Below are 26225 nucleotides of genomic sequence, written 5' to 3' on the forward strand. Positions count from 1 at the left end.
GCGGCGACCGCTGGGTTGCATCTCTGGAGGTTGAAATGGACAGCTCGATCATCGCAGACCGCCGGCTGTTGCGCCGCAGGCTTGGCTTCTGGCGCCTTGCCGCGGTCGTGCTGCTCGTTGCGCTCGGCTTTGCGCTTTATAATTTTGCCTTCAGCGAAGGCAGCACCGCACGCCCGCACGTTGCCCATGTGACGGTCTCGGGGCTGATCACCGACGATGACGAACTGCTCGAGCGGCTGGAAAAGATCAAGGACAATGATCAGGTCAAGGCAGTCGTGATCTCGATTTCCTCGCCCGGCGGCACGACTTATGGCGGCGAAAAGATTTTCAAGGCGATCCGGGCTATTGCGGAGAAGAAGCCCGTCGTCTCCGATGTCAGGACGCTTGCAGCTTCCGCCGGCTACATGATCGCCACGGCAGGCGATACGATCATCGCCGGCGAAAGTTCGATCACCGGCTCGATCGGCGTCATCTTCCAATATCCGCAGGTCCAGCCACTTCTCGACAAGCTGGGCGTCTCGCTGCAGGAGATCAAATCCTCTCCGCTCAAGGCCGAACCCTCGCCGTTCCACGATACCAGTGAAGAAGCCAAGGCCATGATCCGCAACATGGTTCTCGACAGCTACGATTGGTTCGTCAACCTCGTAGCGGACCGGCGCAAATTGCCGCACGATGAGGTGCTGAAGCTTGCCGATGGAACTATCTACACAGGCCGACAAGCGCTCAAGGTGAAGCTCATTGACGCCGTCGGCGGAGAGCCGGAAATCCGCGCCTATCTGACCTCGCGAAACGTCAGCGCCAAACTGCCGGTCGTCGACTGGGACAAGAAGAGCAATACGCCCTTTCTGCTCGCTGGAGCTGTTTCTCGGTTGATTACGATCCTTGGTTATGGCGATCTTGTCAAAGGCCAGGATCTGAACGGCATCCTGCCCCCAAAGTTGCTCCTTGACGGGCTGCTTTCAGTTTGGCAGGTTGGCCAGGATTGAATAAGAAATCAATAATTTAAGGGGGCGACCGTGATCAAGTCCGAATTGGTGCAGATAGTTGCGGCACGCAATCCGCATCTCTACCATCGGGATGTGGAAAATATCGTCAACGCGGTCCTCGACGAGATCACTGATGCGCTTGCCGCCGGCAACCGTGTCGAACTGCGCGGCTTCGGCGCATTTTCCGTGAAGAACCGCCCTTCCCGCTCCGGTCGCAATCCGCGCACCGGCGATACGGTCTTCGTCGAGGAGAAGTGGGTTCCCTTCTTCAAGACCGGCAAAGAGCTGCGCGAGCGCCTGAATCCCGGACAGGCAGACGAAGAGGATTGATCCTCTGAAACGGGCATCACGCCGCACTTGAACTTCGCCGCCGCACTTCTATTCTGGCGTCCATGAAGCTTGCCTTCGCCAAACCGGCGCGGAGAACGATATGACCAAGAAGATTATCAACCTTTTGATTTTGCTGCCGCTTGGGGTCATCCTGATCATCTTCTGCGTCGCCAATCGGCAGAATGTGACGCTCGCCTTCAATCCGTTCCGGCCGGAAGATCAGGTTCTTTCCCTGGCCGCGCCCTTCTTCGTTTTCCTGCTGATTGCCTTCATCATCGGCATGCTGGTGGGCTCTGCTGCGACCTGGTTCAATCAAGGCAAACACCGCAGGCGCGCACGCGTCGAAGCTAAGGAAGCAATCCGCTGGCAGGGCGAAGCTGACCGCCACAAGACGCGGGCGGAAGAGATCGCCGGGCAGTTACCCTCGCGGTGATTGCCGTTATTCCGTCGCTGCGGGAGTGAAACTCAGCTCTTCATAATCGCCTTCGGTCGAGGCGCCCCTGCCGGTGACCTGGAAGCCGTGCGCCAGATAGAAGGCCTTGGCGTGACTGTTGTTGACGAGGCATTTCAGCCGATATGTGTGTCTCGGCCAGGCGGGAAGCGATTGCAGCAAGGCGGCTCCCGCGCCTTTGCCCTGAAATTCGGGCAGGACATAGAGCATATGGATGAAATCATCCGCCGCCCAGATCGAGATGAAACCGGCTATCCTGCCGTCAGGTGCCTCACAGACGGAGACGACTTCGCCATTGGTATGGGCGGCAAAGTCCTCTCTGTGAAATTTGCCGGGGTCGACCCAGGTAAAAGTCTGCCGCCGAACGGACAGATAGATTTCCGCAAGCTTTATCGTGTCTTCGGGGCGGTTCGGCCGGATTTTCCAGTTCATGGATCTTTCGTGAAACGAGTTATGCATGGTGCCTAGCTTGCAGCCTTTTCAATAATCGCGGCATTGAAATTTCCCCAAAAGCGGCGGGCGAGCTTTTCCAATGTGGCACGGATCAATCTGCCGCCGAGTTCGGCGAGCCGGCCGCCGGTGTCCCCATCAGCTTTATAACGCAGCAGTGTATGCAGGCCCTCGTCCTCCAGGGCGACATCGGCTTCGCCCCTGGCAAAGCCGGCAATGCCGCCCCGCCCTTCCGCGGCGATGGTGTACCTGCGCGGCGCATCGACATTCGAAAGCCTGATCTCGCCGTTAAACGTCACCGAAAACAGGCCGAAGCCAACTTTCACCGTTGCCAGGAATTGCGTGGGTGACAGCTTTTCCACGCTCTGGCAGCCTGGAATGCACCGCCTGATGATATCGGGATCGTTCATGGCAGCCCATACTATGTCCCGCGGTGCAGCAATGCGTTCCTCCCCGATCAGGTCCATCAGCAGTTCCCCGTTTCCATGGCCGAACCATATCATAAGGGGAAAGCGCTTTGCCAAGGTCGGGCGGGATGCTATTTGCACTGGCTCAAGTGAATTCAATACGCGGAAGACCACGTTGAAACAAAGAGAACGCCGGCCTGGCGCGAAGGTGGCGGCAGGCCCTTCCGGCGGACGCCGCTCCGATGTGCGGCCTGCAAAGCCGGAAAAGACGGCCATTAAGGGGGCACCGGCGCGCGAACAGCGGCCGCCGGCAGCCGTTCCAGCGGTAATCGAACGCCCGCTCACGGCACGCCACGGCGAGCGGCCGGCAGAGCGCGTACCTGTCATCCTAGAATCGACTGGTGCCGGCGATTTCCATCTGATCGACAGCGGCAATGGCCAGAAGCTTGAGCAATATGGGCCATACCGGATCGTGCGGCCCGAGGGACAGGCGCTTTGGCAGCCAACGCTGCCCACCCATGTCTGGGAGAAGGTGGATGCTGCCTTCACCGGCGATACGGATGAAGAAGGCACAGGCCGCTGGCGTTTTCCGAAGCAAGCGCTTGGAGAAACCTGGCCGCTCAACCTGCTCGGTGTCGATTTCTTCGGCCGTTTCACCTCCTTCCGGCATGTCGGCGTCTTCCCGGAGCAGATCGTCCACTGGGCCTGGATGAAGCACCAGGTGGAGAGCGCCGGCCGTCCGCTGAAGGTATTGAACCTCTTCGGTTATACGGGCGTCGCCTCGCTAGTCGCCGCAGCGGCCGGCGCAGAGGTCACCCATGTCGATGCCTCGAAGAAGGCGATCGGCTGGGCGCGTGAAAACCAGGCGCTAGGGCGCATGGAAAAGTTGCCGATCCGCTGGATCTGCGAGGACGCGATGAAATTCATCCTGCGCGAAGAACGCCGCGGCAGCCAGTACGACATCATCCTTACCGATCCGCCGAAATTCGGCCGCGGACCGAACGGCGAAGTCTGGCATCTCTTCGAGCATTTGCCGCTGATGCTGGACATCTGCCGGGAAATCCTGTCGCCGAAGGCGGTTGGCCTCGTGCTGACGGCCTATTCGATCCGGGCAAGCTTCTATTCCATCCATGAACTGATGCGCGAGACGATGCGCGGCGCCGGCGGCGTCGTCGAATCCGGCGAACTCGTCATTCGTGAAGCGGGCCTGGACGGCAAAACACCCGGCCGGGCGCTTTCCACCTCTCTCTTTTCCCGCTGGGTGCCGAAATGAACGAATTCCATGATCGCGGCCCCCGCAGGGTCGGGCAGGTGAAGGAAGTCACCTCGCTTGCCAATCCGATCATCAAAGACATCAAGGCGCTGACGAACAAGAAGTCGCGCGAGGAGAGCGGCACCTTCATCGCCGAAGGTCTGAAGCTCGTCATCGATGCGATCGAGCTCGGCTGGACGATCCGCACGCTCGTTTACGCGAAGGCCGCCAAGGGCAAGTCACTCGTCGAGCAGATGGCGGCAAAGACCGTCGCGTCGGGCGGGCTCGTGCTCGAAGTCAACGAGAAAGTGATCTCCTCGATCACTCGTCGTGACAATCCGCAGATGGTGGTCGGCATCTTCGAAAGCCGCTGGAGGGCGCTGAAGGATATCCGGCCGGAGGAGGGTGAGACCTGGGTGGCGCTCGACCGTGTGCGCGATCCCGGCAATCTCGGAACGATCATCCGCACTGCCGATGCTGCCGGCGCCTCCGGTATCATCCTCGTCGGCGAGACGACCGATCCTTTTTCGCTGGAAACGGTGCGCGCTACGATGGGCTCGATTTTCGCGGTTCCGGTTTCCCGCGCAACGGCGGAGGAATTCATCGCCTGGAAGAAGCAGGCTGGCGTTTCGATCGTCGCGACCCATCTTGCCGGCTCTGTCGATTATCGTACGATCGACTACAGGAAGAAGCCGGTCGTGCTGCTGATGGGCAATGAACAATCCGGGCTGCCGGATCAGCTTGCGAGGCAAGCGGATGCGCTTGCCCGCATTCCGCAGCAAGGCCGCGCCGATTCTCTCAATCTCGCGGTTGCCACAGCCGTCATGCTTTTCGAGGCACGCCGCCATCTCCTCTCACTGACCGAGGGCAAATGACTGACCAGACGACCGCACGCCCGGCGCTCTTCTCGCGACCTCTGCCGATCCTGATCTTCATCGTGATCGCCGTTATCCTAGACCAGATCGTCAAGATCGCCGTCGATCGCTATCTGCCGCTGCAGGAAGCCGTGCCCGTCATTCCGATGCTGGCCCTTTACCGCACCTACAATCTCGGCGTCGCCTTTTCGATGCTTTCTGGCATGGATGGCTGGTTCATCGTCGGCATGCGTCTGATCATCGTCGCCTTCGTGCTTTATCTCTGGCGCCGCACCGCCAAGGACCGCTGGCTGGCCCATCTCGGCTATGCGCTCATCATTGCCGGAGCAATCGGCAACCTCGTCGACCGTTTCGCCTATGGACATGTCATCGACTACATCCTCTTTCACACGGAAACCTGGTCCTTCGCCGTGTTTAATCTTGCGGACAGCTTCATCACCGTCGGCGCCGGCTGCGTCATTCTCGATGAGATGCTGCCGAAGCCGAAAAACACGGATCACTAAATTTTTAGCGGATTCCTGAAAACATTCGGAACGGGCAATATGTTAGCTGATTTGCATGCAGAGTCTGGCGCAGTTTCAGGAACGATTGTCCGCTACATTCGGCGGAGCCGCCGTTAGGTCTGATCGAGGCCGAACAGCGGGTCAATTCGTGTCGCCCCCTCCTCTTCGCCCTCATCAGCCCTTGCTCTTCTATTGGCTCGGCGGAGTGGGCTTGCTGACGGCGATCCTATTATTGCTTCTCTTCCACTGGGGTGATTCACTTCTGGCCGGTCTCGGCCTTATCCTGCTTGCCGCCATCGTCGGCTACCTCGCCCTTCTTTTCAAGAATAGATATAGACCGGGCGGCCGCGGCCGGGAAACGTCAGAACGCATCGATGTGACCGGCCTGCTCGGTACAGTCCACGACGTGCTCGGGGATATCGTCGTCACCCGTATGATGGACCGGCGGATCATCGGCGCAAATGAGACGTTCCGTAATCTCACCGGGCGCGCGACACCCGAAGGCCAGACCTGCGAAGAGATCGGCCTCGCCTTCCGTCCCGGCCCGCAGCCGCACCGTTACGATGTGGAGATTTCGACACCGGCCGGGCAACGCATCTATCTCTGGCACGATGTCGTGACTCGCGATCCGGCAAACGGGCGCCTGCTTCTGCAGAGCATCGCACGCGATGTGACCGAAGAGCGGCTTGCAGCCGAGCGCCGCGAGGAGGCGCTGCAGAAGGCCGAATATAACAGCGCTGCCAAATCGCGGCTGCTCGCCACCGTCAGCCATGAAATCCGCACGCCTCTGTCAGGCATTCTCGGCATGGCCCATCTGATTTCCGAAACGAAGTTGACGCAAGAACAGCAGAACTATCTAACCAGCATCCGCCAGTCCGGTCATGCGCTGACGCAGCTGGTCGAGGATCTGCTCGACTTCTCCACCATCGAGGTTGGCCGCTTCCAGCTCCATCCGCGCTCGGAATCGCTGCGCAAGCTCGTCGAAAGCGTCGTGGAGATGCTAGCCCATCGCGCCCATGAGAAGGGCATCGAGATCGGTGCGACCGTTTCCTCCGACGTGCCGGAGCTGATGAGCTTCGATCCGGCCCGGCTGCGGCAGGTGCTTTTCAACGTCATCGGCAATGCCGTCAAGTTCACGCAGGCAGGCGGCGTCTTCATCCGCGTTTCGAGAGGCGCTGGCGAGCTGCTGATATCAGTCACCGATACCGGCCCTGGCATGGCGGCAGAGGAGCAGGCGCGCATATTCGGGGAGTTCGAACAAGGCGGTTCGCTTGCCCAGAAGAGCAACGGCACCGGGCTTGGCCTTGCGATCTCCGCCCGTATCATGCGAGAATTCGGCGGTTCGCTGACAGTTGCAAGCGAGAGGGGCAAGGGCAGCCAATTTACCATCCGCTTCCCTGTTGAACTTTCGCAAGAGGATAAAGCCAGCCGGAACGCATTGCTGGCGGGAAACAGCATCGTGCTGCTAGCCCCGGCGGGTGCAGCGCGCACGGCGATCGCCGAGACGATCACGACGCTCGGCGGGCGCTGCCACCTTGTCGCCGGCGGCGACGCAGCGCGCGAGAGCCTGCTGTCGCTCGCCCGCAGCGGCGAGCGACCGACCGATATCATCGTCGATCACCGCATGTCCGAAGAATTCTCGCTGCATATTGCCGATCGCACGGAGATCGCCGCACTCGGCCTGCGCAAGGTGCTGCTCGTCAATCCGGAGGAGCGTAATTCCTATTCGCTCGACCTCTTCGATGCGTGGCTGATCCGGCCGCTGCGCGAGCAGTCGCTGATCGACGTGCTGCGCGGACGCATGCGCGGCATGGAAAAGCGTGATGCGCTGAACGACAACCAGCCTGGCCTCGGCCCATCCATTGCAGAACGGACGGCGATGGGCGGCGGTCTTTCCGTCCTCCTCGGTGAGGACGATCCGATCAACGCCATGCTGGTGCGCGTCATGCTGGAAAAAGGCGGCCACTCCGTCAGGCATGTGGACGATTTCGAAACTCTGCTGGATTATGCGCTGGGTGACGACAGGCCTGATATCATCATCAGCGATCTCTCCATGCCCGGCGGCAACGGCATCGACATGCTCGGACGCCTGCGAGGACACGAACGGCGGCTCGATCTTCAGCCCGTACCGGTGATCGTTCTGACCGCGGACAAGAGCGACGAATCACGGCGGCAGGTCTTGCTCAACGGCGCCAATCGGGTCATGGTAAAACCGGTGGATCCGGTCAGGCTGCTCACCGAAGTACAGGCAGTTGTTGCTCTTTCGGCCCGTCGGGCTGAGGTACGCTGAAGCTGGGAAGATCGGCACGCTTCTTGCGTGCATAAAGTCGGTATGTCACTTTCCTGTCGTACATAAGTGTTTTATGGCGTGTGATAAGCCGGAGACGGGAGAATCGCTATGTCTGTTGACATCCTTAATTGTGACGCCACTGCCGAGGCCGCTCGGCCATCGGCGGCTGCTGCGCCGAAGGAAGGCGATGTTCTCGGCCGCATCGGTAATCTGGAGACACGCCTTGCCCGCAGCGCGCGGGAGATCGATGCCGCGCAGGCTGTGCGCTATCGCGTTTTCGTCGAGGAAATGAAGGCCCAGCTGCCGGCGGACGCGATGCGCCGCGAGCGGGACTTCGATGCCTATGACGCCTTCTGCGACCACCTTCTCGTTCTCGACCGATCGATTGAAGGCGATGCCGAAGATCAGATCGTTGGCACCTACCGTCTGCTTAGGCAGGACGTCGCCATGGCCAATGGCGGCTTTTACTCGGCTTCGGAATTTGCGATCGACGAGCTCATTGCCCGTCATCCCGACAAGCGCTTCATGGAACTCGGCCGCTCCTGCGTGCTGCCGCAGTACCGCACCAAGCGCACGGTGGAACTGCTCTGGCAGGGCAATTGGGCCTATGCGCTGAAACACGGCATGAGCGCCATGTTCGGCTGCGCCTCCTTCCCGGGCGTTCACCCGGAAAGCCATGCGCTGGCACTGTCCTTCCTCTATCACAGCGTGCTCGCCAAGAACGAGTGGGCCGTTGGCGCCCTGCCGCATCTGGCCCGGGACATGGACCTGATGCCGGCCGAAGGCGTGAACCCAAAGAAGGCGCTGATGGCACTACCGCCGCTCATCAAGGGTTACCTGCGTCTCGGCGCGATGGTCGGCTCCAGCGCGGTCGTCGATCAGGCGTTCAATACGACCGACGTGCTGATCGTGCTGCCGATCTCCAGCATTTCCGACCGGTATCTGAACTATTACGGCGCGGATGCAGGCCGTTTCGCAAGCTGAGGCGATTGCTTGACGACTGTCTCGTCAATTCATTCTGTTTCGGCGTTTTCAGTAGGGCGCATCGCCAACGGTGCCGGGTGGCCGGAGCCTGGGGCGCGCGAATATTCATCGTTTGCGATCCAGATGATAACCTGATCGCTTTTGCAGGTTAGGCCGTCCGAAGGCGGACCACGCACGCGGTCCGCCCTTCCTGTTATCACGAACCGGCTGCATAGGCCGCGATGGCAGCCATGTTGACGATATCGCTGTCCTTGGCGCCCATCGAGGTGATCTGCACCGCCTTGTCGAGACCGACGAGGATCGGGCCAATGACTGTCGAGCCGCCGAGTTCCTGCAGCATCTTGGTCGAGATCGATGCCGAGTGGAATGCCGGCATCACGAGGACATTGGCCGGGCCGGAGAGGCGGCAGAAGGGATATTGCTCCATCACCTTGCGGTTCAGGGCGACGTCGGCGGCCATTTCACCATCATATTCGAAATCGACGCGATGCTTGTCGAGGATCTTCACGGCTTCGCGCACGCGTTCGGAACGCTCACCCGAGGGATGGCCGAAGGTGGAATAGGCAAGCAACGCGACGCGCGGCTGATAGCCCATGCGGCGCGCGAGACCGGCAGCCTCCCCCGCAATATCGGCAAGCTCCTCCGCCGTCGGCATATCATGAACCGCAGTGTCGGCAACGAAGACCGTACGTCCGCGGCAAAGAGCGATCGACACGCCGATGACGCGGTGGCCAGGCTTCTGATCGATGCACCGGCGCACATCGTCCAGCGCCGTCGAATAGTTGCGGGTGATACCCGTCACCATGCCGTCGGCATCGCCAAGCGCCACCATGGTGGCGGCGAAATGGTTGCGGTCATTATGGATGAGGCGCTGCGCGTCGCGGTGCAGGTAGCCTTTGCGCTGCAGTCGGGCGTAGAGATAATCGATATAGGCATCGACGCGGGTCGAGATACGAGCGTTGACGATTTGAAGACCCGGACGATTGAGATCGATGCCGGCACGCTCTGCCGTTGCACGGATCAGATCCTCGCGGCCGAGCAGAATGGCGGTGCCAAGCTGCTGATTGGCGTATGACATGGCTGCGCGGAGCACCTGCTCCTCTTCGGCCTCGGCGAAAACCACCCGCTTCGGGTGACGGCGCACACGCTCATAAAGGCTGGCGAGCGTGGAGGCGATCGGATCGCGGCGGGCCGACAACTCTCGCTTGTAGCCAGCCATGTCGGTGATGATCTTGCGGGCGACGCCGCTTTCGATCGCCGCCTCGGCAACCGCGGCCGGAATGGCGGATATCAGGCGCGGATCGAAGGGAACCGGAATGATATATTGAGCGCCAAAACGAGGGCGGTTACCCTGATAGGCGGCGGCGACATCGTCGGGCACGTCTTCGCGCGCCAGATTTGCGAGCGCCTTGACGGCAGCGATCTTCATCGCATCGTTGATGGTCGTAGCACGGACGTCGAGCGCGCCGCGGAAAATATAGGGGAAGCCCAGCACGTTGTTGACCTGGTTCGGATAGTCCGAGCGGCCAGTCGCCATGATGGCGTCATCACGGATGCGGGCAACTTCTTCCGGCGTGATTTCCGGATCGGGATTGGCCATGGCAAAGATGATCGGCCGGTCGGCCATGGAGCGGATCATCTCTTCGGAGAAGGCACCCTTCTGCGACAGACCCAAAACCACATCTGCGCCCTGCATGGCTTCTTCCAGCGTGCAGGTATCGGTCTTTGCCGCATGCGCCGACTTCCACTGGTTCATGCCTTCGGTGCGGCCCTGATAGATGACGCCCTTGGTATCACAGAGGATGATATTTTCCGGCGCAAAGCCCATCGACTTGATGAGTTCGACGCAGGCGATGGCGGCAGCACCCGCACCGTTGCAGACGAGCTTGGTGGTTTTGAGATCCCGCCCGGTCAGTTCGAGCGCATTGATAAGACCGGCGGCAGCGATGATTGCCGTGCCGTGCTGATCGTCATGGAATACAGGAATATCCATCAACTCGCGCAGGCGGCTTTCTATGACGAAACAGTCCGGCGCCTTGATGTCTTCCAGATTGATGCCGCCGAAGGACGGGCCGAGAAAGCGCACGCAATTGATGAATTCGTCGATATTTTCGGTGTCTACCTCGAGATCGATGGAATCGACATCAGCGAAACGCTTGAAGAGGACCGACTTGCCTTCCATGACCGGCTTGGAAGCCAACGCTCCGAGATTGCCGAGGCCAAGGATGGCGGTTCCGTTGGAGATGACGGCAACCATATTGCCGCGGGTCGTATAGTCGTAGGCACTAGCAGGATCAGTGGCGATGGCTTTGACCGGCACAGCGACACCGGGAGAATAGGCCAGCGAGAGGTCGCGCTGCGTCGCCATCGGCTTGGTCGGGTTGATCTCCAGCTTGCCGGGCCGGCCCATCGCGTGAAATTCGAGCGCTTCCTTGTCGGTAACAGAGGTCACCGGCCGTTCTTTCTTCTCCATCTGCGACATGCCTCCTCCAAACGTCTGTGGGTGACGTTTTCCTCTTTCCCAATTGCTGTTGTCATCTATAGCGGCGCGCGGATAGGGTTGGCACCTGTTTTTTTGGGAAAAACTGCACCTCCGTGAACGCGCGAATAGACAGCAGAAACGAAGCCTTCTCGGCAGCCGAGCTCGCGACTGAGGAAAGCCGCGCCTCGGCGACGCCGATGATGGAACAGTATATCGAGATCAAGGCGAACAATCCGGATTCGCTGCTCTTCTATCGCATGGGCGATTTTTACGAGCTGTTCTTCGAGGACGCACTCGAGGCTTCACGCGCGCTCGGCATCACGCTCACCAAGCGTGGTCAGCACATGGGGCAGGATATTGCGATGTGCGGCGTGCCTGTGCATGCGGCCGACGACTACCTGCAGAAGCTGATCGGGCTCGGTTACCGCGTCGCCGTCTGCGAGCAGGTGGAAGACCCGGCGGAAGCCAAAAAGCGCGGCTCAAAATCTGTCGTCAAACGCGATGTCGTCCGCCTTGTTACGCCAGGCACCATTACCGAGGAGAAGCTGCTTTCCCCCTCGGAATCGAACTATCTGATGACGCTGTCGCGTATCCGCGGCTCTTCCGAGCCGATGCTGGCGCTTGCCTGGATCGATATTTCCACGGGTGTCTTCCGATTGGCAGAAACGGATGCATCGCGACTGCTCGCCGATATCCTGCGTATCGATCCGCGTGAACTCATCGTGCCGGATACGATGTTTTACGACGGCGAGCTGAAGCCGGTTTTCGACGTTCTCGGCCGCACCGCCGTTCCACAGCCGTCCGTGCTTTTCGACAGCGCGACGGCAGAAATCCGCATAGCACGCTATTTTGGTGTCTCCACGCTCGACGGTTTCGGCAGTTTTTCGCGCGCCGAGCTCGCGGCAGCGGCAGCGGCCGTCGCCTATGTGGAGAAGACGCAGATCGCCGAGCGGCCGCCGCTTGGCCGGCCGGAACGGGAGAGCGGCGCCTCGACGCTGTTCATCGATCCGGCCACACGTGCCAACCTGGAGCTTGTGCGCACGCTCTCCGGTGATCGCAATGGTACGCTGCTGAGGGCGATCGATCGAACGACGACTGGCGGTGGGGCACGGCTGCTCGCCGAACGGCTGATGTCGCCGCTCACCGATCCTGCTCGCATCAACGAGCGCCTGGATTCGATTGGCTTCCTGATGCAGGAACCGTCGCTCAGCGGCGACCTGCGCGACGCGCTGAAACACGTTCCCGACATGCCGCGGGCGCTCTCTCGCCTGGCACTCGACCGCGGCGGTCCGCGTGATCTCTGGGCCATTCGCCAAGGGCTCGGCGCTGCCGCGCATATCGCCGATCTATTGGGAAGCGCGATGCTGCCGGAGGAATTGGAACAGGCGCGTCTGGAGCTGCAGGCTCTGCCGTCCGAGCTCGAGGCCTTGCTTGCAGATAAGCTGGCCGAAGAACTGCCGCTTCTGAAACGCGATGGCGGCTTCCTGCGCAACGGCGCCGATGCCGACCTCGACGAAGTCAGGGCGCTGCGCGACCAGTCGCGCCGGGTCATTGCTGGCCTGCAACTGCAATATGCCGATGAAACCGGCATCAAGTCGCTGAAAATAAAGCATAACAATATCCTCGGTTACTTCATCGAAGTCACCGCCGGCAACGCCGGACCGATGACCGATACGGCAGAGGCGAAGGCTCGCTTCATCCACCGGCAGACGATGGCAAATGCCATGCGGTTCACCACGACCGAGCTTGCCGACCTCGAAAGCCGCATCGCCAATGCCGCCGACCGCGCGCTGCAGATCGAGCTCGAAGCTTTCGACCGGATGACGGCAGCGATCGTTGCCGAGGCCGAGGCCATCAAGGCCGGCGCGCGGGCGCTTTCCGTCATCGATGTCGCGGCAGGTCTGGCGCTGCTTGCGGAGGAACAGGCCTATTGCCGGCCGCTGGTCGACGGCTCGAAGATGTTTGCGATCGAAGGCGGGCGCCATCCCGTCGTCGAACAGGCACTGCGTCGACAGTCTATCGGTCCCTTTGTCGCTAATAATTGCGATCTGTCGCCGGTCTCTGACGGCAAGGATGGCGCGATTTGGCTGCTGACCGGGCCGAATATGGGCGGCAAATCGACCTTCCTGCGCCAGAACGCGTTGATTGTCATTCTTGCCCAGATGGGCTCCTTCGTGCCGGCCGCATCGGCGCATATCGGTATCGTCGACCGGCTGTTTTCGCGCGTCGGCGCTTCCGATGATCTGGCGCGCGGGCGTTCCACCTTCATGGTGGAAATGGTCGAGACGGCTGCAATCCTCAACCAGGCTACCGATCGCTCCCTCGTCATTCTCGACGAGATCGGCCGCGGTACTGCGACGTTCGACGGCCTTTCCATTGCCTGGGCCGCTGTCGAGCATCTGCACGAAGCCAATCGCTGCCGCGGGCTTTTCGCCACGCATTTCCATGAGCTTACCGTGCTTTCGGAAAAGCTAGCCCGGCTATCGAACGCGACGATGCGCGTGAAGGAGTGGGACGGCGATGTCATCTTCCTGCACGAGGTCGGACCGGGTGCGGCCGACCGCTCCTACGGCATTCAGGTGGCGCGGCTTGCCGGCCTGCCGGCCTCTGTCGTGGCTCGAGCGCGTGATGTGCTGACCCGGCTTGAAGATGCTGATCGCAAGAACCCGGCGAGCCAGCTCATCGACGACCTGCCGCTTTTCCAGGTCGCGGTGCGCCGCGAGGAAACATCGCGCGGGCCTTCCAAGGTGGAAGAAGCCCTGAAGGCGATGAGTCTCGACGACATGACGCCACGCGAGGCGCTCGATGCGCTTTACGACCTTAAAAAGAAGATGAAATAGGAGCAGCGCCTTCGTGTTTATGGAAAAACTGCTTCAGGAAACCCAGCGCCTCTCCGTCATCGTCTCGATGCTCGAAATCATGAAACAATCCGATGGTAATCTGGAGGCACGCGGCTGGAATACGCCGATCGGCATGGCGAAAATCACCGGTTCTTGCCTTGTCATCGGCGAGCTCAGCGGCGCGATCGTCGATGCCGGCTACCGTGAATGCGACAAGGCGACGCTTAACGGCATCATGAGCGAGACGCGGCAGGTTCTCGATACGCTGCTTACGCAGGCTTCAGCCTGAGAGCTTGCGGCAAAGCGTCCGTCACCAACGGCTTGCCAACACCATTTCGCCAAATTTAAAGGTTCATGGAATATGAAGACCCGTGTCAATCCGCGGGCAAAGAGGCTATAGCGCATGCAGATCAAACAAGAGGCGCGCCATGAGCAAGCGGCTCGGACCGAAGAGATAACCGCCCGGCCGATGGTGACGCACGACATCGACTTCTCCGAGATCCTCGATGTGGAACTGCTGCAGGGCCAATGTGACGCCATTGCCGAAGCCAACCGCAATCGTCCCGACATGCTGCGGAACGATCTTCTTGCCGCTCTGAAAAAAGCCAGCGTCGAAGGGCGCAAGAAGGCGCGGGAACTGCTCGACGCCCAAGGCGGCGGGCTTGATTGCGCTCATCGCATTTCCTGGCTGCAGGACCAGATCATCACCGCTCTCTATAATTTCGCAACCGCGCATGTCTTCCCGAAGCAGAAGGACAAGTTTGCGGTCACGGCAGTCGGCGGCTATGGTCGCGACACGCTCGCGCCGGGCTCGGATATCGACCTGCTCTTCCTCTTCCTGCCCAAGCCGGCGGAAGAGACGCACAAGGCCGTGGAGTTCATGCTCTATATGCTGTGGGACATGGGCTTCAAGGTCGGCCACGCGACCCGCACCGTCGATGAATGTATCGCTCTTTCCAAGTCCGACATGACCATCCGCACCGCCATTCTGGAAATGCGCTTTATCTGCGGGCTGCAGTCGTTGGAAACGGAGCTGGAATCCCGCTTCGACAAGGAAATCGTCACCGGAACAGGACCGGAATTTATCGCTGCCAAACTTGCCGAACGCGACGAACGCCACCGCAAGGCCGGCGATACGCGCTACCTCGTCGAACCGAACGTCAAGGAAGGCAAGGGCGGCCTTCGCGACCTGCATACGCTCTTCTGGATTTCGAAATATTACTACCACGTCCGCGACCCGGCCGATCTGGTGCCGCTCGGCGTGTTGTCGAAGCAGGAGTACCGGCTTCTCAAAAAGGCCGACGATTTTCTCTGGGCCGTGCGCTGCCATATGCATTTTCTGACCGGCAAAGCGGAGGAGCGTCTTTCCTTCGATATCCAGCGCGAGATCGCAGAGGCGCTCGGCTATCATTCCCGCCCCGGCCTTTCGGCCGTCGAGCGTTTCATGAAACACTATTTCCTGGTCGCTAAAGATGTGGGCGATCTAACTCGCATCCTCTGCGCGGCACTCGAAGACCAGCAGGCGAAATCGATCCCTGGGCTGACGGGCGTCATCAGCCGCTTCACCCATCGCAATCGCAAGATCCCCGGCAGCGTCGAGTTCGTGGAGGATCGCGGCCGCATCACGCTCGCCAATTCCGAAGTATTCAAGCGCGATCCGGTCAGCATCATCCGCCTGTTCCATGTGGCCGATATCAACGGACTGGAATTCCATCCCGATGCGCTGAAGCGCGTCACCCGTTCGCTCGGCCTCATCAACAACAACCTGCGCGAAAATGACGAGGCCAACCGGCTTTTCCTGTCGATCCTGACGTCCAAGCGCGATCCCGCACTCATCCTGCGGCGCATGAACGAGGCCGGCGTGCTCGGCCGCTTCATTCCCGAATTCGGCAAGATCGTCGCGATGATGCAATTCAATATGTATCATCACTATACAGTCGACGAGCATCTGATCCGCGCCATCGATGTTCTCTCGGAGATCGATAAGGGCAAGGCGGAGGAGTTGCATCCGCTCGCCAACAAGCTGATGCCGCATATCGAGGACCGCGAAGCACTTTACGTCGCCGTACTGCTGCACGACATTGCCAAGGGCCGTCAGGAAGACCATTCGATTGCCGGTGCGCGTGTCGCCCGCAAGCTCAGTGCCCGCTTCGGCCTGTCGCAGAAGCAGACCGAGATCGTCGTCTGGCTGATCGAAGAACATCTGACCATGTCGATGGTCGCCCAGACGCGCGACCTGACGGACCGCAAGACGATCACCGATTTTGCCGACCGTGTTCAGTCTCTCGACCGCCTGAAGATGCTGATCATCCTGACGATCTGCGACATCCGCGCTGTCGGTCCGGGTGTCTGGAACGGCTGGAAAGGCCAGCTGCTGCGCACGCTCTATTACGAGACGGAACTGCTGCTTGCCGGCGGCTTCTCGGAAGTGTCCCGCAAGGAGCGCGCGCAGGCGGCGGCCGAAGCGCTCTACGCCGCGCTTTCCGACTGGAGCCAGAAGGACCGCCGCACCTATACCAAGCTGCACTACCAGCCCTATCTGCTTTCCGTGCCGCTGGAAGACCAGGTCCGCCATGCGCATTTTATCCGCCAGGCGGACAAGGCGGGCCAGGCGCTGGCAACCACAGTGCGCACCGACAGCTTCCACGCGATCACCGAAATCACCGTTCTCTCGCCCGACCACCCGCGCCTGCTCGCCGTCATTGCCGGCGCATGTGCGGCAGCCGGGGCCAACATCGTCGATGCGCAGATCTTCACGACCTCTGATGGACGGGCGCTCGATACGATCCATGTCAGCCGCGAATTTCCGAACGACGAGGACGAGCTTCGCCGTGCAGGCACGATCGGCCGGATGATCGAGGACGTGCTTTCCGGCCGCAAGCGCCTGCCCGATGTGATCGCCACCCGCGCGAAGAACCGCAAGAAGAGCAAGGCCTTCATCATTCCGCCGTCGGTGGCGATAACCAATAGCCTCTCGAACAAGTTCACCGTCATCGAGGTCGAATGCCTCGACCGGCCGGGCTTGCTGTCGGAAATGACCGCTGTCCTGTCCGATCTGTCGCTCGACATCCAGTCGGCCCGCATCACCACCTTCGGTGAAAAAGTCATCGATACGTTCTATGTCACCGATCTTGTCGGCCAGAAGATCTCCGGTGACAGCAAGCGCGCCAATATCACTGCCCGTATGAAAGCGGTCATGGCCGAGGAGCAGGACGAACTGCGCGAACGCATGCCATCAGGCATCATCGCCCCTGCCGCTACTGCCGCCGAAAAGAAAGCCGATTCGCCCGCATGAGCCTCGTCAAGAAATTCGCCACGGTCGGCGGCGCCACGCTCGGAAGCCGCATCTTCGGTTTTGCCCGCGAAACGCTGATGGCAGCCGCTCTCGGCACCGGGCCGATGGCGGACGTCTTCTATGCCGCCTTCCGTTTCCCGAACCTCTTCCGCAGGCTCTTTGCCGAAGGCGCTTTCAACGCCGCCTTCGTGCCGCTCTTTGCCAAGGAGATCGAAGCGAACGGCACTGATGGCGCCAAGCGCTTTTCGGAAGAAGTCTTCGGGGTGCTGTTCTCCGTCCTGCTGCTCATCACCATCGTGATGGAACTCTCCATGCCGCTGTTGGTGCGTTTCGTCATCGCGCCGGGTTTTGCTGATGACCCGGAGAAATTCGGGATCACTATCCGCATGGCGGCAGTGATGTTCCCTTATCTCATGTGCATGTCTCTGACGGCGATGATGAGCGGTATGCTGAATTCGCTGCATCATTTTTTCGCTGCGGCCGTCGCGCCTATCTTCCTCAACGTGGTGATGATCGGCGCGCTCTTCTACGCACTCTATACCGGCGCCGAACCATTGGCGACGGCCTGGTATCTTTCCTGGGGTGTGCTGGTCGCCGGCGTCCTGCAGCTCGTCGTCGTCTATCTCGGTGTCCTGCATGCCGGCATGAGCATCGGCTTCCGCTTTCCAAAGATGACGCCCAACGTCAAGCGGCTGCTAATCCTTGCCGTTCCGGCGGCCGTCACCGGCGGTATTACGCAGATCAACCAGCTCATCGGCCAGGCAATCGCCTCTTCCCGCGAAGGCGCCATCGCCGCCCTGCAATATGCCGACCGCATCTACCAGCTTCCGCTCGGCGTCGTCGGCGTCGCCGTCGGTGTGGTTCTGCTGCCCGAGCTTGCTCGGGCGCTGAAGGGCGGAGCGTTACGCGAGGCCGCCTTCCTGCAAAACCGATCGATCGAATTTGTGATGTTCCTGACAATTCCCGCCGGTTTCGCGCTGTGGATCCTGTCGGACGAGATCATCCGTGTGCTCTATGAGCGCGGCGCCTTCCATGAGCAAAACACCCTGATCGTCGGCTCGATCCTTGCGATCTACGGCGTCGGGCTGCCGGCCTTCGTGCTCATTAAGGCGCTGCAGCCAGGCTTCTATGCCCGCGAGGATACCAAGACGCCGATGCGGTTTTCGGCAATCGCGGTCGCCGCTAACTGCGCGACCGCGCTGACGCTCTTCCCCTATATGGGCGCACCGGGCATTGCGGTAGCGGAAGCGACAGCAGGCTGGATCAGCACCGTGCTGCTCTTCACAACGCTTCTGCGCCGCGGCCATCTGACATGGGAATGGGCGCTTGCCAAACGCGCCGTCCTGCTGATTGTCGCCTCTGCCGTCATGGGCGCTGTCATCTTCTACCTCAAGCAGCACTGGGCGCCCTGGCTTGCCTCGGGCGCACCGCTGCTGACTAAGGTCGGCACGCTTGGTCTGCTGATTGCGATTTCGATGGTCGTCTACTTCGCGACCGCCTTTCTGATCGGCGGGGCGGACCTCGGCATGATCCGCCGCAACCTCAACCGCAAGCCGGCGCCGGTGAAAGACGCCTGATATCAGAGTATCTCCGGTTCCTTCCAAGGAAGGGGGATACTCTAAGTTTTAGTTTTCACGCAGTTCGCGCGCAAAACCACTAGAATTTTACTAGCAATCGACCCATCGTCGCTGCGGCCCGACATCGACATGGATGATGCCGTTGCAGTAGCTGCCGATCCCGCCTATCCCGGGCGCGGTTTTCGCGGCCGCGATAATCGTTCGCTCCGACAGTCCGGGAATCCTGATATCGGCTGCCATACACTTTCCGTGCAGGGAGCCGTGGCGGCGAGGATGCGGCCGAAAGCCCGACGTTATCATCGGACGGTGCCCCGTCTTTGCCGCTATATGCGACAAGACCGCCCGCAATCGCGCCGGAAAACAGCCGGCGCGAACGCTGACGGTCTGCATCGTGTAAGCAATACGCGTCTCGTGTTTGGGAAGTTGGGAAGTCTGTCGTCGATTGTCTTGACCGACAGCTGTCGTTGCTGATTGTAGGGCGAAAAGGCCTGCCATGGCGAGCATACTAGCGTTCTGCATGGTTCCTCCGATCGGTCATCCCGACGGCCCGTTGGGCCGCCAGCCCGGCGCGAGGATTTTCAGTTCAAAGAAAGCTTTTCTATGAAATTTTATACTCAATTCTAGCTAAACATGCTGATCAATTTGGCGTAAAACCGGGCGCTTTTCTGCGTCTAAATGGAATAAACATCCGAATCTGGAGATCTCATGATCCAATCTCTGTTTCTCGTCACCCTCGTCATCGATGATTATGACCGCGCCAAAGCCTTCTATTGTGAGGTCCTCGGCTTCGAATGCCTTCAGGATGACGTACAGCCGGAAGGCAAGCGCTGGGTCGTCGTCAAGCCGAAGGGCGGGGATGGGGCGGCGTTTTTGCTGGCGCAGGCGGCAAATGAAGCGCAGCGAGCCGCCGTCGGAAATCAGACGGGCGGGCGTGTCGGCTTCTTCCTAAAAACCGATGATTTTGCACGCGATCACGCAGCGATGCTCGGTGCCGGGGTGCGCTTTCTGGAGGAGCCGCGACACGAGGTCTACGGCATCGTCGCGGTCTTTGCGGATCCTTACGGCAACACCTTCGATCTCATCCAACACGCTGCACCCGCCGCCTCTTGATTGCGACCGGGAGCGCGTGCATAAGCGCCCGCGTTAGCAACATGGGCCTTTGGCCCTGGGGCCCTCCACCAGCCTAATCGAGGACAACATCATGGGCGAATTCAAGAAGCTCGTATTCTCCGGCGTTCAGCCGACGGGCAACCTGCATCTCGGCAATTATCTCGGCGCGATCCGCCGCTTCGTGCAGCTCCAGGACGGTAACGACTGCATCTATTGCGTCGTCGATCTGCATGCGCTGACCGCGCAGCTCGTCCACGAGGACATGCTGTCGCAGACGCGTTCGATCGCAGCCGCTTTCATCGCTTCCGGCATCGATGCCGAAAAGCATATCGTCTTCAATCAGTCCGCCGTACCGCAGCACGCAGAACTCGCCTGGATCTTCAACTGTGTCGCCCGCCTCGGCTGGATGAACCGCATGACGCAGTTCAAGGACAAGGCCGGCAAGGACCGCGAGCAGGCTTCGCTCGGTCTCTACGCCTACCCGAGCCTGATGGCTGCCGACATTCTCGTCTACCGCGCCACGCATGTGCCCGTCGGCGAGGACCAGAAGCAGCACCTCGAGCTGACGCGTGACATCGCGATGAAGTTCAATCTCGATTATGCCTCACATATCCGCAAGACGGATTACGGGATCGACATCACCGTTGGCGACGAGCCGGTACATGCCTATTTCCCGATGGTCGAACCGCTGATCGGCGGGCCGGCGCCGCGCGTCATGTCGCTGCGCGACGGCACGAAGAAGATGTCGAAGTCCGACCCGTCTGACCTTTCGCGCATCAACCTGATGGACGACGAGGACGCGATCTCCAAGAAGATTCGCAAGGCCAAGACCGATCCGGATGGCTTGCCGAGCGAAGTGGCCGGCCTTGAAAACCGGCCGGAGGCTGAAAACCTCGTCTCGATCTATGCTGCACTCGCCGACAAGACGAGGGAACAGGTGCTCGCCGAATTCGGCGGCCAGCAGTTCTCCGTCTTCAAGCCGGCGCTGATCGATCTAGCTGTACAGGTCCTCTCGCCGATAACAGGCGAAATGCGCCGGTTGACGAACGATACGAGCCATATCGACGCGATCCTGCGCAACGGCAACGAGCGTGCAAAAGCACGCGCCGACGTGACGATGCGCGAACTTCGCGAGATCATCGGCTTCCTCTACTAGTCCGATCGCATGCAGAGCTCCCGTGCAAAACGGGGGCTTGCAAATTTTTGGTCACAGGTGTCAGAGTTCGCGTCATGGTATCAAAGCGACTCTCACGGCTCGAAGGTCACCGCCGCAAATTCATGGCGGTGATAGACGGGACACCAGAATGCCAACGCGCCGTCCACTATGCCGGACGGCGCGCCAAGAATTCCAATGGCGGCCTCATTCTTCTCTATGTGATTCCGGAAGGCGATTTCCAGCAATGGCTCGGCGTCGAGGAGATCATGCGGGCGGAAGCCCGCGAGGAGGCGGAAGCCACCGTCGCCAAGGCTGCACAGATCGTGCGCGAGACGATCGGCATCGAGCCTGAGATCGTCATCCGCGAGGGCAACTCGGCCGAGCAGATCAATGCCGTCATCGAGGAAGACCGGGACGTCGCCATCCTCGTGCTTGCCGCAAGCTCCGCCAAGGAGGGACCGGGACCGCTGGTTTCGTCCGTCGCAGGACGCGGAGCTGCTTTTCCCATTCCCGTCACTGTGCTTCCGGACACGCTGACCAACGAGGAAATCGATGCCCTCTGTTAAGCCATTTCTTGAGTATCAGTCTCTTGAATCGGCCCGACAATAGGCTTATTTTCTTTTGAAGAATTCTAAAGACGGTAGAGGTCCCGGCCCGCCGCATGGAGAGCGAGATGTTCATTCAGACCGAAGCCACCCCAAATCCTGCCACGCAGAAGTTCCTTCCCGGCAAGGTGGTGATGGAAAACGGCACGGCCGAATTCCGCAGTGCCGATGAAGCTCAGGCTTCGCCGCTCGCTGCCCGTCTCTTCGAAATTGCGGGCGTGACCGGCGTCTATTTCGGCTACGATTTCATCTCCGTCTCCAAGGATAATGCCGAATGGCAGCATCTGAAGCCGGCTATTCTCGGCTCGATCATGGAGCATTTCATGTCCGGCAAGCCGGTCATGGGCGATGCCTCGGTCCTGTCGGAAGAGGTTGATGCCGGCGATGAATTCTTCGATGAGGGCGACGAGTCGATCGTGCTGACTATCAAGGAACTGCTGGAGACCCGTGTACGTCCGGCTGTTGCTCAGGATGGCGGCGACATCACCTTCCGTGGATTCAAGGACGGCAAGGTTTACCTCAACATGAAAGGGTCCTGCGCCGGCTGCCCGTCTTCGACGGCAACGCTGAAGCACGGCGTCCAGAACCTGCTGCGCCATTTCGTTCCGGAAGTGCAGGAAGTGATTGCCGCTTAAAATCTCTGATGCGTCCGGCCGTTCGTCTGGGGTTCGGCCAGCCGGATTTATGGATAGGCGACAATAGTTTATTCGGAAATTGATGGCATGATCGTTCTGGCGCTCGACACGGCAGGTGTGGATTGCGCTGCCGCTATCTATGACAGCGGCAGGAATACGGTGCTGGGGGAGGCATCGGACATGATCGGCAAGGGGCATGCTGAACATCTGATGGGTATCGTCGACCGCGCGCTGGATCAGGCGGGCGTCGCACTTTCGGATGTCAGGCGCCTTGCCGTTACCATCGGCCCCGGCTCCTTTACCGGTATCCGCGTCGGTGTCGCTGCAGCCCGCGGCTTTGCGCTTTCCCTTAATGTTCCCGCGGTCGGCATCACGACGCTCGAAGTCATGGCCGCTGCCCAGCGCGAGAAGACACCTGGCCGCGCAGTACTCGCGGCGATGGATGCCAAGCGGGAGGAAATCTATCTTCAGTCTTTTGCTGCCGACGGCTCACCACTTGATGAAGCCCGCGCGGTCAGCATTGCCGAAGCGCAGGTCTTCGCTGCCGGTTTCGATGGCGAGATCACCGGTTCGGCGACTCCGTTGCTGAAACCCGGTATAACGGGCGAATATGCCAGCTCCTTCCCGATCTCCATCGTGGCGCGCCTCGGTGCTGCCGCGAACCCAAATGCCGGAAAGCCGAAGCCCCTTTATCTGCGCGGACCCGACGCCAAGCCGCAGGCCGGGTATGCGATTGCAAGAGTATGACGATGCTGGAAGCCTATCTGACGCTGAAACCGGAATTCGAAATCGTCGCCATGGAGCCGGAGGATTGCTCCGACGTTTCCCTCCTGCATGGCGAACGCTTCGCCCGCCCTTGGGGTGACGGCGAATTCCACAGCCTCCTGTCACAGAATACCGTCTTTGGCTTCGTCGCCCGCCAGACCAATGCTATCCTGAAAAAGAGCCTGCCGGGCTTCATCCTCGCGCGCCAGGTGGCGGGCGAGGCGGAAATCCTGACGCTCGCCGTGCAGGCGAAGGTCGCGCGTTCCGGCCTCGGCTGGCGGCTGATGCAGGCCGCCATGCGCGAGGCACGTCTTCGCGGCGGCGAAAGCATGTTCCTGGAGGTTGACAACGGCAATATCGCCGCCCTTGGGCTCTATCGCAAACTCGGCTTCGAGCAGGCTGGCGAGCGCAAGGGCTATTACAAGGACGCCAATGGGGAGACCTCTACGGCGCTTGTCATGAAGCGCGTTCTTCGGTAGTTCCCCCTCTCGACAGGATAAAGAGAAGGCAGCCATGACTGAGGTAGCCAAGACCCTCGAGGAGCTTTGCGCTGAACGCGGCATGCGCATGACCGAGCAGCGCCGGGTGATCGCGCGCATTCTTGAGGATTCCGCAGATCATCCCGATGTCGAAGAGCTTTATCGCCGGTCGGTCAAGGTCGACGCCAAGATTTCCATCTCGACGGTCTATCGCACGGTGAAGCTGTTCGAGGATGCCGGCATTATCGCCCGCCACGATTTCCGTGACGGCCGCTCGCGTTACGAGACGGTGCCAGAAGAACACCATGACCATCTGATCGACCTGAAGACCGGCGTCGTCATCGAATTCCGCTCGCCAGAAATCGAGGCGCTGCAGGAGCGGATCGCTCGCGAGCACGGCTTCAAGCTGGTGGATCACCGCCTGGAACTCTACGGAATTCCGCTGAAGAAAGACGAACTCTGATATCATGGCAGTCCGGGAGCGCCGTATTTGATCGTCTGGCTGCGCATTGCCTTCGCGCTGACCGTCATCATCGTCGTCAGCGTCCTGCTCATACCGCTGCAGGTCCTGGCGCTGCGCTTCGACTGGAAACTCAGGCGCACCCTGCCCCGGCGCTGGCATCGTATCGTCTGCTACTGTCTCGGCATTCGCATCCGGGTGCGCGGCACGCTTGAGAGTCGCCGGCCGCTGATGCTCTGCTCCAACCATTCCTCATGGATGGACATCATGGTCATGTCCGCCGTGGCCGACGTCGCCTTTATCGCTAAGATCGAAGTGCGGGACTGGCCGATTTTTGGCACGCTTGCCAAGCTGCAGAAGAGCGTCTTTGTTGTGCGGGAGGAAAAACGCCGCACCGGGCACCAGGCGAGCGAGATCGCCGCACGCATGGTGGACGGCGAAATCGTCGTGCTCTTTCCCGAGGGAACGACGTCCGACGGCAACCGCTTGCTGGAGGTCAAATCGTCGCTCTTTGGAGCGGCCGCAATGGCCGTGCCCCATTCGCCGACCGGTACCGTCATGGTCCAGCCGGTTTCCATCGCCTATACGCAGGTGCACGGTATCGCCATGGGCCGCTATCACCGCCCGCTCGCAGCCTGGCCCGGCGATATCGAGCTTCTGCCGCATCTGATCGACATCTTGAAATGCGGCGCGATCGATGCTGAAGTTTCCTTCGGAGAGGCGATCGAATATGGCGAAAAGACCAATCGCAAGGACGTCAGCGCGACGATCGCTGCCAGCGTCCGCAACCTGCTGAACAGCAGCCTGCGCGGCCGCGATATCGCCTGAGCGAGATACCCTTTTCTCGCGCGCCAAAAACAACTAGATAACGGGCCATGACCCAGGACAGCGCTATTCTCCAGGCCCCGGAGGTTTCCCTCCGCGATGGCTCCAACAGCCGCAAGGTTTTCATCAAGACCTATGGCTGCCAGATGAACGTCTATGACTCGACGCGCATGAGCGATGCTCTTGCCCGCGACGGCTACGAGTCCACCGAGGACATGGAAGAGGCGGATCTCGTTCTGCTCAACACCTGCCATATTCGTGAAAAGGCGGCCGAGAAGGTCTATTCCGCGCTCGGGCGCCTGCGCGAGATGAAAAAGCGCAAGGCTGCCGACGGCCGCGAGATGATGATCGGCGTCACCGGCTGTGTCGCGCAGGCGGAAGGAGAGGAAATCCTGCGCCGGGCGCCAGCTGTCGATGTCGTTATCGGCCCCCAGACTTATCACCGGCTGCCAGAGGCGCTGCGCCGCGCCAAAGAAGGTCACCGCGTCGTCGACACGGAATATGCGATCGAGGACAAGTTCGAGCATCTGCCGCTCGCCGAGATGCAGAAGATCCGCGCCCGTGGCGTGACCTCGTTCCTGACCGTGCAGGAAGGTTGCGACAAGTTCTGCACCTTCTGTGTCGTGCCCTATACGCGCGGCTCGGAAGTCTCGCGGCCGGTCTCGCAGATCGTCGAGGAGGCGATGAAGCTGATTGCCGCCGGCGTGCGCGAAATCACCCTGCTCGGCCAGAACGTCAATGCCTGGCACGGCGCTGGCCCGAAAGGCGAAGAGTGGAGCCTTGGCGACTTGCTCTATCGGCTTGCCGATATCCCCGGTCTTGCACGGCTTCGCTACACGACCAGTCATCCGCGCGACATGGACGATCGGCTGATCGAGGCGCATCGCGACCTTCGCACGCTCATGCCCTATCTACACCTTCCGGTTCAATCCGGTTCGGACCGCATTCTAAAAGCCATGAACCGCCGTCACACGGCAGCCGAATATCTTTCCCTCATCGAGCGCATCCGCAAGGCCCGTCCCGATATCGCGCTCTCGGGCGACTTCATTACCGGCTTTCCGGGGGAGACAGACCGGGAATTTGAGGATACACTAAAACTCGTTGAGGAGGTCCGTTATGCACAGGCCTTCTCGTTCAAATATTCAACGCGGCCGGGTACGCCCGGGGCGGAATTGAAGGATCAGGTGCCGGAAGAAATCAAGGCAGAACGGCTGGAACGCCTGCAGGCGCTGCTTCTCAAGCAGACGCAGGAATTCAACGAGTCCTGCATCGGCAAGGAAATCGATCTTCTCCTGGAAAAGCCCGGCCGTATGCCTGGCCAGCTTATCGGCCGTTCACCATGGCTGCAGTCCGTGAATGTTGATGCAAAAGCATCGCAAATCGGTGACATTATTAAAGTGCGAATCACAGGAACCGGAACCAACAGCCTGTTTGCCGAACGCGCAGAGGCTGAGGTCTAACCCAGGGA

25 protein-coding genes are annotated in these 26225 nt (G+C 60.4%); 21 read left to right on the forward strand and 4 right to left on the reverse strand.

What is annotated here, in order from left to right; translation table 11 throughout:
• Positions 1 to 35: 35 nt before the first annotated feature.
• From sppA to JNB85_RS05985, 3 genes are all read left to right on the forward strand, one after another.
• Positions 36 to 986, forward strand: coding sequence for a signal peptide peptidase SppA (sppA, locus tag JNB85_RS05975; protein ID WP_220333445.1), 951 nt, complete (start codon positions 36 to 38; stop codon positions 984 to 986).
• Between the two features lie 30 nt (positions 987 to 1016).
• Positions 1017 to 1316: an integration host factor subunit beta gene (locus JNB85_RS05980; protein ID WP_003544934.1), complete on the forward strand. Its 300-nt coding sequence runs from the start codon at positions 1017 to 1019 to the stop codon at positions 1314 to 1316.
• 100 nt (positions 1317 to 1416) lie between these two features.
• Positions 1417 to 1749 carry a LapA family protein gene (locus JNB85_RS05985; protein ID WP_220333446.1) on the forward strand — a complete coding sequence of 111 codons (333 nt, stop codon included), beginning with the start codon at positions 1417 to 1419 and terminating at the stop codon, positions 1747 to 1749.
• Positions 1750 to 1755: 6 nt separating this feature from the next.
• Here the strand turns inward: JNB85_RS05985 and JNB85_RS05990 are convergent, their stop codons facing one another.
• Positions 1756 to 2199: a GNAT family N-acetyltransferase gene (locus tag JNB85_RS05990; RefSeq protein ID WP_220333447.1), complete on the reverse strand. Its 444-nt coding sequence runs from the start codon at positions 2197 to 2199 to the stop codon at positions 1756 to 1758.
• Between the two features lie 32 nt (positions 2200 to 2231).
• Positions 2232 to 2684, reverse strand: a complete 453-nt coding sequence (locus JNB85_RS05995) for an SRPBCC family protein (protein WP_220333448.1) — start codon at positions 2682 to 2684, stop codon at positions 2232 to 2234.
• A gap of 115 nt (positions 2685 to 2799) precedes the next feature.
• On the opposite strand from JNB85_RS05995, the gene JNB85_RS06000 reads away from it, so the two are divergent.
• The 5 genes from JNB85_RS06000 (at position 2800) to olsB (ending at position 8528) form a co-directional block, all read left to right on the forward strand.
• The gene (locus JNB85_RS06000) at positions 2800 to 3897 is read left to right on the forward strand and encodes a class I SAM-dependent methyltransferase (RefSeq protein ID WP_220333449.1); all 1098 of its coding nucleotides are present in this window, start codon (positions 2800 to 2802) and stop codon (positions 3895 to 3897) included.
• Positions 3894 to 4751, forward strand: a complete 858-nt coding sequence (locus JNB85_RS06005; RefSeq protein WP_220333450.1) for a TrmH family RNA methyltransferase — start codon at positions 3894 to 3896, stop codon at positions 4749 to 4751. Before JNB85_RS06000 ends, JNB85_RS06005 begins: the two co-directional genes overlap by 4 nt.
• Positions 4748 to 5254, forward strand: coding sequence for a signal peptidase II (lspA, locus tag JNB85_RS06010; RefSeq protein ID WP_220333451.1), 507 nt, complete (start codon positions 4748 to 4750; stop codon positions 5252 to 5254). Before JNB85_RS06005 ends, lspA begins: the two co-directional genes overlap by 4 nt.
• Positions 5255 to 5309: 55 nt before the next feature.
• Positions 5310 to 7544, forward strand: a complete 2235-nt coding sequence (locus JNB85_RS06015) for a hybrid sensor histidine kinase/response regulator (protein WP_220333452.1) — start codon at positions 5310 to 5312, stop codon at positions 7542 to 7544.
• A gap of 108 nt (positions 7545 to 7652) precedes the next feature.
• Positions 7653 to 8528 carry a l-ornithine N(alpha)-acyltransferase gene (olsB, locus tag JNB85_RS06020; RefSeq protein ID WP_220333453.1) on the forward strand — a complete coding sequence of 292 codons (876 nt, stop codon included), beginning with the start codon at positions 7653 to 7655 and terminating at the stop codon, positions 8526 to 8528.
• A gap of 196 nt (positions 8529 to 8724) precedes the next feature.
• On the opposite strand, the gene JNB85_RS06025 is transcribed toward olsB, so the two are convergent.
• A complete protein-coding gene (locus JNB85_RS06025; protein ID WP_220333454.1) occupies positions 8725 to 11010 on the reverse strand; it encodes an NADP-dependent malic enzyme in 2286 nt (761 codons plus the stop codon).
• A gap of 113 nt (positions 11011 to 11123) precedes the next feature.
• On the opposite strand from JNB85_RS06025, the gene mutS reads away from it, so the two are divergent.
• The 4 genes from mutS (at position 11124) to murJ (ending at position 18722) form a co-directional block, all read left to right on the forward strand.
• A complete protein-coding gene (gene mutS, locus JNB85_RS06030) occupies positions 11124 to 13850 on the forward strand; it encodes a DNA mismatch repair protein MutS (RefSeq protein WP_220333455.1) in 2727 nt (908 codons plus the stop codon).
• 13 nt (positions 13851 to 13863) lie between these two features.
• Positions 13864 to 14139 carry a hypothetical protein gene (locus JNB85_RS06035; protein WP_220333456.1) on the forward strand — a complete coding sequence of 92 codons (276 nt, stop codon included), beginning with the start codon at positions 13864 to 13866 and terminating at the stop codon, positions 14137 to 14139.
• 114 nt (positions 14140 to 14253) lie between these two features.
• Positions 14254 to 17145 (forward strand): [protein-PII] uridylyltransferase, encoded by a 2892-nt coding sequence (locus tag JNB85_RS06040; RefSeq protein ID WP_220333457.1) that lies wholly within the window; start codon positions 14254 to 14256, stop codon positions 17143 to 17145.
• Complete coding sequence (gene murJ, locus JNB85_RS06045; protein ID WP_220333458.1) at positions 17142 to 18722, forward strand: murein biosynthesis integral membrane protein MurJ; 1581 nt, start codon at positions 17142 to 17144, stop codon at positions 18720 to 18722. Before JNB85_RS06040 ends, murJ begins: the two co-directional genes overlap by 4 nt.
• A gap of 90 nt (positions 18723 to 18812) precedes the next feature.
• On the opposite strand, the gene JNB85_RS06050 is transcribed toward murJ, so the two are convergent.
• Positions 18813 to 19241 carry a YcbK family protein gene (locus JNB85_RS06050; RefSeq protein WP_220333459.1) on the reverse strand — a complete coding sequence of 143 codons (429 nt, stop codon included), beginning with the start codon at positions 19239 to 19241 and terminating at the stop codon, positions 18813 to 18815.
• 186 nt (positions 19242 to 19427) lie between these two features.
• Between JNB85_RS06050 and JNB85_RS06055 the strand changes: the two genes are divergently transcribed.
• The 9 genes from JNB85_RS06055 to miaB all read left to right on the forward strand — a co-directional run bounded on the left by JNB85_RS06055 (position 19428) and on the right by miaB (position 26217).
• A complete protein-coding gene (locus tag JNB85_RS06055) occupies positions 19428 to 19832 on the forward strand; it encodes a VOC family protein (RefSeq protein WP_220333460.1) in 405 nt (134 codons plus the stop codon).
• Between the two features lie 91 nt (positions 19833 to 19923).
• Positions 19924 to 20988, forward strand: a complete 1065-nt coding sequence (gene trpS / locus JNB85_RS06060) for a tryptophan--tRNA ligase (RefSeq protein WP_220333461.1) — start codon at positions 19924 to 19926, stop codon at positions 20986 to 20988.
• A 74-nt stretch (positions 20989 to 21062) separates the two neighbouring features.
• A complete protein-coding gene (locus JNB85_RS06065) occupies positions 21063 to 21554 on the forward strand; it encodes a universal stress protein (RefSeq protein WP_112541815.1) in 492 nt (163 codons plus the stop codon).
• A gap of 107 nt (positions 21555 to 21661) precedes the next feature.
• On the forward strand, positions 21662 to 22228 hold the full coding sequence (locus tag JNB85_RS06070) for a NifU family protein (protein WP_220333462.1): 567 nt from the start codon (positions 21662 to 21664) through the stop codon (positions 22226 to 22228).
• 87 nt (positions 22229 to 22315) lie between these two features.
• Entirely contained in the window at positions 22316 to 22975 is a 660-nt protein-coding gene (tsaB, locus tag JNB85_RS06075; protein ID WP_220333463.1) for a tRNA (adenosine(37)-N6)-threonylcarbamoyltransferase complex dimerization subunit type 1 TsaB, read from the forward strand.
• On the forward strand, positions 22972 to 23472 hold the full coding sequence (locus JNB85_RS06080) for a GNAT family N-acetyltransferase (RefSeq protein ID WP_220333464.1): 501 nt from the start codon (positions 22972 to 22974) through the stop codon (positions 23470 to 23472). Before tsaB ends, JNB85_RS06080 begins: the two co-directional genes overlap by 4 nt.
• Before the next feature lie 34 nt (positions 23473 to 23506).
• Positions 23507 to 23935 (forward strand): Fur family transcriptional regulator, encoded by a 429-nt coding sequence (locus JNB85_RS06085; protein ID WP_183746154.1) that lies wholly within the window; start codon positions 23507 to 23509, stop codon positions 23933 to 23935.
• Between the two features lie 27 nt (positions 23936 to 23962).
• Positions 23963 to 24760, forward strand: a complete 798-nt coding sequence (olsA, locus tag JNB85_RS06090; protein WP_220333465.1) for a lyso-ornithine lipid O-acyltransferase — start codon at positions 23963 to 23965, stop codon at positions 24758 to 24760.
• Positions 24761 to 24807: 47 nt separating this feature from the next.
• Positions 24808 to 26217 (forward strand): tRNA (N6-isopentenyl adenosine(37)-C2)-methylthiotransferase MiaB, encoded by a 1410-nt coding sequence (miaB, locus tag JNB85_RS06095; protein ID WP_220333466.1) that lies wholly within the window; start codon positions 24808 to 24810, stop codon positions 26215 to 26217.
• The last annotated feature ends 8 nt before the right edge of the window (positions 26218 to 26225 follow it).

Origin of the sequence: Rhizobium mesosinicum (assembly GCF_019511345.1) — a bacterium.
Classification (GTDB): Bacteria; Pseudomonadota; Alphaproteobacteria; order Rhizobiales; family Rhizobiaceae; genus Rhizobium; species Rhizobium mesosinicum.